This is a genomic window from Cryobacterium fucosi, assembly GCF_004403515.1.
Classification (GTDB): domain Bacteria; phylum Actinomycetota; class Actinomycetes; order Actinomycetales; family Microbacteriaceae; genus Cryobacterium; species Cryobacterium fucosi.
In genome coordinates this window covers 1-6,998 of sequence record NZ_SOHH01000084.1, presented here as the reverse complement: position 1 = coordinate 6,998, position 6,998 = coordinate 1, and the positions used below count along the sequence as shown (strand labels likewise).

The 6,998-nt window shown below is 63.7% G+C and carries 7 protein-coding genes and 3 pseudogenes; 8 read left to right on the top strand and 2 right to left on the bottom strand.

Annotated elements, in window-relative coordinates:
- Window positions 1–184 precede the first annotated feature (184 nt).
- Both E3T48_RS11955 and E3T48_RS11950 read left to right on the top strand, forming a co-directional pair.
- A pseudogene (locus tag E3T48_RS11955) lies at window positions 185–460 on the top strand (PTS sugar transporter subunit IIA); the annotation flags it as partial.
- Between the two features lie 243 nt (window positions 461–703).
- Window positions 704–2,236, top strand: a complete 1,533-nt coding sequence (locus tag E3T48_RS11950) for a PTS transporter subunit EIIC (RefSeq protein ID WP_134524280.1) — start codon at window positions 704–706, stop codon at window positions 2,234–2,236.
- 308 nt (window positions 2,237–2,544) lie between these two features.
- Here the strand turns inward: E3T48_RS11950 and E3T48_RS17295 are convergent, their stop codons facing one another.
- On the bottom strand, window positions 2,545–2,928 hold the full coding sequence (locus E3T48_RS17295) for a hypothetical protein (RefSeq protein WP_241986793.1): 384 nt from the start codon (window positions 2,926–2,928) through the stop codon (window positions 2,545–2,547).
- 37 nt (window positions 2,929–2,965) lie between these two features.
- Window positions 2,966–3,187: pseudogene (locus E3T48_RS17630) on the bottom strand (DUF3560 domain-containing protein); the annotation flags it as partial.
- 347 nt (window positions 3,188–3,534) lie between these two features.
- Between E3T48_RS17630 and E3T48_RS11940 the strand changes: the two are divergent.
- The 6 genes and pseudogenes from E3T48_RS11940 to E3T48_RS11915 form a co-directional block, all read left to right on the top strand.
- The gene (locus E3T48_RS11940) at window positions 3,535–4,494 is read left to right on the top strand and encodes a ferritin-like domain-containing protein (protein WP_134524279.1); all 960 of its coding nucleotides are present in this window, start codon (window positions 3,535–3,537) and stop codon (window positions 4,492–4,494) included.
- A 270-nt stretch (window positions 4,495–4,764) separates the two neighbouring features.
- On the top strand, window positions 4,765–5,112 hold the full coding sequence (locus E3T48_RS11935; RefSeq protein WP_134524278.1) for a hypothetical protein: 348 nt from the start codon (window positions 4,765–4,767) through the stop codon (window positions 5,110–5,112).
- A gap of 497 nt (window positions 5,113–5,609) precedes the next feature.
- Window positions 5,610–6,023 (top strand): annotated as a pseudogene (locus E3T48_RS11930) (Tn3 family transposase); the annotation flags it as partial.
- A gap of 176 nt (window positions 6,024–6,199) precedes the next feature.
- Window positions 6,200–6,532: a PadR family transcriptional regulator gene (locus E3T48_RS11925; RefSeq protein ID WP_134524277.1), complete on the top strand. Its 333-nt coding sequence runs from the start codon at window positions 6,200–6,202 to the stop codon at window positions 6,530–6,532.
- Window positions 6,529–6,822, top strand: a complete 294-nt coding sequence (locus tag E3T48_RS11920; RefSeq protein ID WP_134524276.1) for a hypothetical protein — start codon at window positions 6,529–6,531, stop codon at window positions 6,820–6,822. Before E3T48_RS11925 ends, E3T48_RS11920 begins: the two co-directional genes overlap by 4 nt.
- Window positions 6,823–6,854: 32 nt before the next feature.
- Window positions 6,855–6,998, top strand: a 144-nt coding sequence (locus tag E3T48_RS11915; protein WP_134524275.1) for a transposase, incomplete at its 3' end; no start/stop codon positions are given.

Here is a 6,998-nt window from a genome sequence, read left to right as displayed (position 1 = left end):
CCGGATCATGGGCGACTGGGGGCAACAACCATGCCGGGCCTGACAGGCCAACACCCTCACATAACTACACGATCAAGGGATACGAAGAAAGTAACGGGGCAGTTCAACCGTACCGGAACGCCGGCCCCGTGACGGCTCGTGCGCCGGTGAGTGGCACCCTCGTCCGGTCCAGCCGCACGCCTTCGTCATCCAGTCCACGTCGGGGACCGGGATCCTGGTCCACCTTGGCATCGACACGGTCCACATGAACGGCGAGGGCTTCGAGGTGTTGGCGACCGAAGGGTCCACCGTGCAGGCCGGCGACCCGGTAGTCCGATTCGACCCACAGGTCATTGCCGCCCACGGCTACGCCGACATCTGCCTGGTCATCATTCTGCAGAGCCCGCCGGGCGCCGTGTTTGCGCCGACGACTACCACAACCGTCGACGCCGCCGAGCTGCTATTTTCCTGGCCGAGCTGACCCATCCGGACTCCGCCATCGATCTAACCGGGGCGCCGACCAGGACGTGCGAAGCAGAGATCCCGGTCTGGGGATCGCCGAAACATGCCGTCAACAACGCAGACAACCGGTGAAAGTAATTACCTCTTGACTCCTCAGTCTGTGAAAGCTATTTTCATATCACGACATAATTTTGCAGCCCGGGTTCTCCATCCCACTAGGAGCCCCGCGCAACCCCGCACTTTGCTCGAAAGGACATCAGTCATGGCCGACTCACGAGTCATCGCAGACCAGTTGCTCATTGGTCTGGGCGGCGCCGAGAACATCATCGACGTCGAGAAATGTATGACCCGACTGCGTGTCGGCGTCCGCGACCAGGATCGAGTCGATGTCGCCGCACTGCGTGCGATCGACGGGGTGCTCGCCGCACTGCCCGGCGATAACTGCCAGATCGTGCTGGGCCCGGGTCTGGTCGACCGGGTGGCCATCGACGTGGAGTCGGCCCTCAGCGCCGCCCGCACGGAAGGGTCGGCTGCCTCCTCGGCCGCTCAGCTGGCCGACAAAGGTGCGGCCATCCGGCAACAGAACAAGCAGCGCAACAACACCCCGGTCAAGAACGCTCTGAGACGCATCTCCAACATCTTCGTCCCACTGATCCCCGCACTGATCGCCTGCGGTCTCATCGCCGGCATCAACGGAATCCTGACCAACCTGGCCACAAGCGGCCAGGTTCCGTGGTTGGCCACCCTGTCTCCGATCTTCAGCGTCATGTCCAGCGGGTTCTTCGCCCTGCTCGCCGTGTTCGTTGCGATGAACGCGGCTAAGGAGTTCGGCGGCACGCCCATCATCGGCGGCGTCATCGGGGGAATCATCGTGGCCCCCGGAGTCGCGAACATTGTCGTCTGGGGGCAGCAACTGGCCCCCGGCCAGGGAGGGGTTCTCGGCGCCATGGGCGCCGCCATCCTGGGCGCGTACGTGGAGCGGTGGGCCCGCAGATGGGCCCCTGACGTGCTCGCCTTGTTCATCGTGCCCACGTTGACCGTGCTGATCGCCGGCCTCGCCGCCCTGTTCCTCCTGATGCCGGCCGCCGGCTGGGTGTCAATCCAGATCGGTATCGGCGCCACTTGGCTGCTGAGCACTGCGGGTGTCTTCGCCGGCTTCGTCCTCGGCGGGCTATTCCTGCCGTTGGTGATGACCGGCTTGCACCAGACACTCACCCCAATCCACACCACCCTGATCGAACAGGTCGGCTACACCACCCTGCTGCCGGTCCTGGCCATGGGCGGCGCCGGCCAGATCGGTGCCGCGATCGCCGTCTTCTTCAGGCTCCGTCGCAACACCAGCATCGGACGGACCATCAAGGGCGCACTGCCCGCAGGATTTCTCGGAGTTGGCGAGCCACTCATCTACGGTGTCACCCTGCCGCTGGGCCGTCCTTTCATCACCGCCTGCATCGGCGGCGCGTTCGGCGGCGCGGTGATCGGCCTATTCGACCAGCTCGGCTACACCGTCGGCGCGATCGCCATCGGCGCCAGTGACGTGTCGCTGTTCCCGCTGCTCCAAGGCAGCCACGGCTGGGGCGCCGCCGCACTCGGCTACGCTTCCGGCCTGATCGTTGCCTACACCGTGGGATTCTTCACCACCTGGTTCTTCGGGTTCTCCCGCGACCAGCTAGTGCACCTGAACACCGACGACACCATCGACGCAGGACTGGTGCCCGCCGACGAAGCCCCGGCGGGGACGGAAGACCCCGCCGATCAGATCCCCACCCTGGCCGGCTCCCACCACCGCTCCTGAAATCTCATCTCTCGCCTTCTTTGATCACCGCCCCCGCCGTGCTCTCGTGGGCAGCAGTTGTGTTGCCGCCCACCGCTTTCTCCCGTGGTGGCAAAAGAACCGATTGAGATTGCGGGTGTCGCAGGCGTGAAGCGAACTACGATGACCGGGCCACCAAGGGAAGAAAAGTCTTCTCAAGGGGCAGGCCGGCGGAGCCGGCTCCGTATGGGTCCGGCCTCCGGGCCGGGTCCACCTAGTGGGGGAGTGTGAGGGGGCGCTGTCCCCCTCGCTGCGGCCGGCCCTGGGTGGGCCGGCCTGAACGGCGGCGTCTATTCGGGTCGCTGGTGCTGCTGGATCTCCGCATATGGTGCGGTGTCGGTCCAGGTATGCCCGGTGGTGACGCTGACGGTCTTGAGGTTGGCGCGTACGACCTCGCGCCACTGGCCGCGGATCTTCACCCGGTCACCCTTCTTGACGTTGGTACGGTCGTAGCCGGTGGCCGTGCCGCTCTCGATCTGGGCGGCGCGCACGGCCTCCCAGTAGGCGATCTGGTCGCGCTGCTCGGCGATGTGCGGGGCCAGGCACTCCGCGCGTGCCTGCTGCTGCGTTTCGGTTGCGTCGACGTAGCCGCGTGCGTCGTCGTAGCACGGTGCGATGATGCGCCGTTCCAGCTTTCGAAGCTCGGCCCCCCAACGTGTCGATTCGGTTGGCAACCGTTACGGGCCGGTATCGGGCGTCGGTGGGGTGGGTGGCGGCGTCGGCTCGCGCTTGGGCGTGGGTGGCGTCGGCGCTGGCTTCGACTGATTTACGCATCGTGTTATCTGCTTTGGCGATCGCGTTGCGGTGGCGGCCTTCGGAGTGGTGGCCAATTTTGATCGGTTCGCCTCCTTCGGGCAGGCGGTCAAGCGCCGCGCGGGCGCGAGTCCACGCGGCGGCGTTGTCGCGGCTCTTGCGCTCGGCCTTTGCGGCCAGCGTCTACCCGGTCGGCCTGACGCTCGATCTTTCCACGCACACCGCTACGTCGATACCGGACTCAAAAGGGAAACGTGGTGCTGCGCATCGCCTCCGGCCCGCGAGAGGAATGAACCCATCAGCGATTCGGCGAAAGCAGTGAACTGCCACAGACGCAGACGCGACGGGCAATCTCCGCATTCCCACGAAGACATACGCGACTAGAAATCACGATAAATTGACTATTTATCATCTTTCTTTTGCAAGGTCATCGAGGCTTTGACGCGAGGACGGTTGTACCCAGGCACACTGGGTGCGCACGGGGGGTCCCGCCCACGCCATTGACCCGAAATGGCAGGAGAATGTTCATGTTCGATCCGCGATTTATCACGAATGCGATCGGCAGAAGCGCCGAATCCCCCCTAGACCGGCGGCGGTTCTTCCAAGCCGCCAGCGTCGCCGGTTTCGGTGTCGGTTCTGCCGTGCTCCTCGCCGGTCAGCCCGCCCTCGCCCACGAGAGCGGAAGTGACGACGCCAACGGCAGCCCTAGCGACTCGGCCATTCTCAACTTCGCCTTGAACCTGGAATACCTCGAGGCCGAGTTCTACCTACACGCGGTCACCGGCGATGGACTACCGGACGACATGACGACGGGCAAAGGAACTCGCGGCGATGTCTCCGGCGGGCGCGCCGTGTCCTTCGACACCCCGCTAATCCGCAAGTATGCCGAAGAGATCGCCGCCGATGAAAAATCACACGTAGCGTTCCTCCGCAGCGCGCTCGGAGGCGCGGCCGTATCCCGTCCGCAGCTGAGCCTAGACGACAGTTTCACCTCGGCAGCACGCGCCGCAGGCCTTATCGGCCCGACGGAAGAGTTCGACGTGTACGCGAACGAGGTCAATTTCCTGTTCGGCGCCTTCATCTTTGAGGACGTCGGCGTGACCGCCTACAAGGGCGCCACCCCACTAATTCGCAACAAAACCTATCTCGACGCGGCGGCCGGCCTCCTTGCCGTGGAGGCATATCACGCCGGGGTCATCCGGGCGACCCTCTACGCCCTCGGGGTCAACACTCCATCGATCTACCCCAGCGTGCAGAAGATCTCCGACGCCCGCGACAGCCCCGACGGGTCCACCGATCTCGACCAGGGCATCGGCACGGCCGACACGGCCAACCTCGTGCCGACAGATGCGAACGGGCTGGCCTTTAGCCGCACCACGGGCCAGGTCCTCAATATTGCCTACCTCAATGCCGACGAAGTTACCTCCGGCGGGTTCTTCCCCGCGGGCGTGAATGGCAAGATCCGCACAAGCGCACACAGCCACTAGGCCGAGCATCCGGTCACGTCCGGTGTGACGCCCCGTCAGGCCGTGAGTTGACGCGCCTCCTCCCTTGCCAGGAGGGGGCGCGTTCTCTCGGCATGACAGGGCGACTCATTCCCGGGACCCAAGCCACCCGCTACATCGGCGGCCGCTTGCAATAAGCTAGCCAACCCCCAACACGCCCCACGGCTTCGCGATGTTTGGAAAGTGTTCTCTCTCGCGGGGTGTTGCGCAAGGGCCTTGGCCCCCGGCCCGCGCGGGGCCAAACTGGGGTGTATGAAACGGATCTCATACGGTGGGACGTCGTTCCTGACTCCCGACGACGTCGCAGACGCTCTCCTAGAGCTGGTCATCGCGCTGGGAACGAGCAACACCAAAGAATCCCTGGACCTCCCCGCCGTAGATGATGACGGAGATACCGTGATCGTGACCATGATCGTGGGCCCGATGACTGCGCTGATCAGCATCCCTGAGGTCTCCCGGTGGACGGGACCCGACTCGACTCTGGTACTCGCCGTGCTCAACGCCCGCATCCACGCACTGACCGCACCGAAGTCCTATCCAATAGAGGAAACGATTACGACGACCGACATCGACTGGCACGACCAGGACTTCACCGAATAACCACACCGCTCCCGCCGCGCGGACACCACCATCGAGCCAAGACCAGCGGCTCCTCCAATGAAACACGATGGCGCCGTCCAATCAATTTCAGAATGGCCACTAATCGGGCGCAGGCCTCGCTGACTCGATCGCACGCCATCGAACACGTGGCCCAGCCTTCGTTCTGGTTGGCGAGTGCTTCACACGCGGTCTTTGACACCGCGCAGGCTGCCTGACACGTGGCAAGGAGCCGGAGGGTTGTTTACCGGCCCCGGGGCAAATGCCAGGACAACACCCTGTTCGCCAGCAAACCTCTCTCCACGCAATCCAGGTTGGCCAGGAAGCAGTTCGCTCTCTCTGCGTCGCCCTCTAGAACCAAACATGCGTCGGCGCAGTCCTCATTTACCGTGGCGAGCGCCTCACACGCCGCGAACCCCTCAATCACGGCCCGCGCTACAATATCGCCATGAACGTATCCCACCGCGCGCCGGCCCGGGGTCTGAGGAGGATCGGCACGGGGCAGAATAGCCAAAACCGAGCATCTGCTGGACTTCATCGATGTTGACGAGAGCTACCGCCGGCAAATTCATACCCAGTTGACACTGCAAGAATCCCGCCACGCCCTGGCCAGACTCGTCTTCCACGGCAGGAGAGGCCAGATACGGCAGTCCTACCGGGAAGGCCAAGAAGATCAGCTCGGAGCCCTTGGCCTGGTCCTGAACGCCGTCATTCTGTGGAACACCCGCTACCTGGACGCCGCACTCACCGAGCTCCGCGGCCGTGGCGCCAGTGTTGCCGATGAAGACGTGCGACGTCTTTCTCCGCTGGTCTCAGAACACATCAACATGCTGGGTCGCTACACCTTCACGGCAGACTCGACTGGAACGCAGCTTCGGCCCTTCCGGAACCTCGAAGAGGACTGGGAGACCTGAACGAAGCGACATTGCTCTGAACGTAACCCGTCCCATTGGCCGAACGTTTATCGGGACGAATTTGCGGCGCCACTCACACTTGTAGGTAGCTGGATCCGACATTCATTTCACTTAGGGGTCTCTGGTGGTGAACGTGGTACTTGTGTATGCCTAGTACTAGGTCATATGCTTGCGGAATGGCACACGATGCGCAGATGCTCAAGGGAGTCCTTTCCCTCCTCCTGCTGCGCCTCGTCGGTGACCAGGACGACTACGGATACGCTCTCGTGGTTCGCCTTCGAGAGGCTGGCTTCACGGAGCTTACGGAAGGCAGCGTATATCCCGCACTGACTCGTCTCGAGTCGGCCGGGCTGCTTGATTCGCGCCTCGTACGGTCGGCCTCGGGACCGGCACGAAAGTATTACGTTCTCACCGCCGCCGGACAGTCAGAAGCGACTCGCGCACTCGACGCGTGGACCACGCTCACCGCCAACGTTGATCATGTCCTTAACAGAAGGAATCCAGCATGAATGTCCTCGACCGCGTCCGCATCGTTGGCGCCACCCTGTCCTACGACCTGTGGCTCGACTTCGCCGGCGTCTCTGGCCGGAGACGACGCGATCTGAGGCGCGAGCTCAGGGCCAACCTGGGCGACGCGACCGCGCTCGTCGGGTCGCGCAACGCCGTCCGAGGTTTGGGCAGCACCCGCGCAATGGCCGCAGCTGCAAGCGCCCCAGATCCCACGCGCCCGCGCTGGACAGTCGGATTCACGGTCGGCATGAGCCTCCTCGGTCTTTCACTGCTAGGGCGTGTCTCCTAAAGCCTGGTGAGGGTTTTCGGCAGAATTGACTCATGTCTCGTACTGCCGTGTTGTCTGAGAGTGAGTGGGCTCGGATTGAGCCGTTGATGCCGTCGTCGTCTGGTCGTCCTGGTCGCCCGTTTCAGGACCACCGCCGGGTTATGGAGGGCATCATTTACCGGTATCGGGCGGGGATT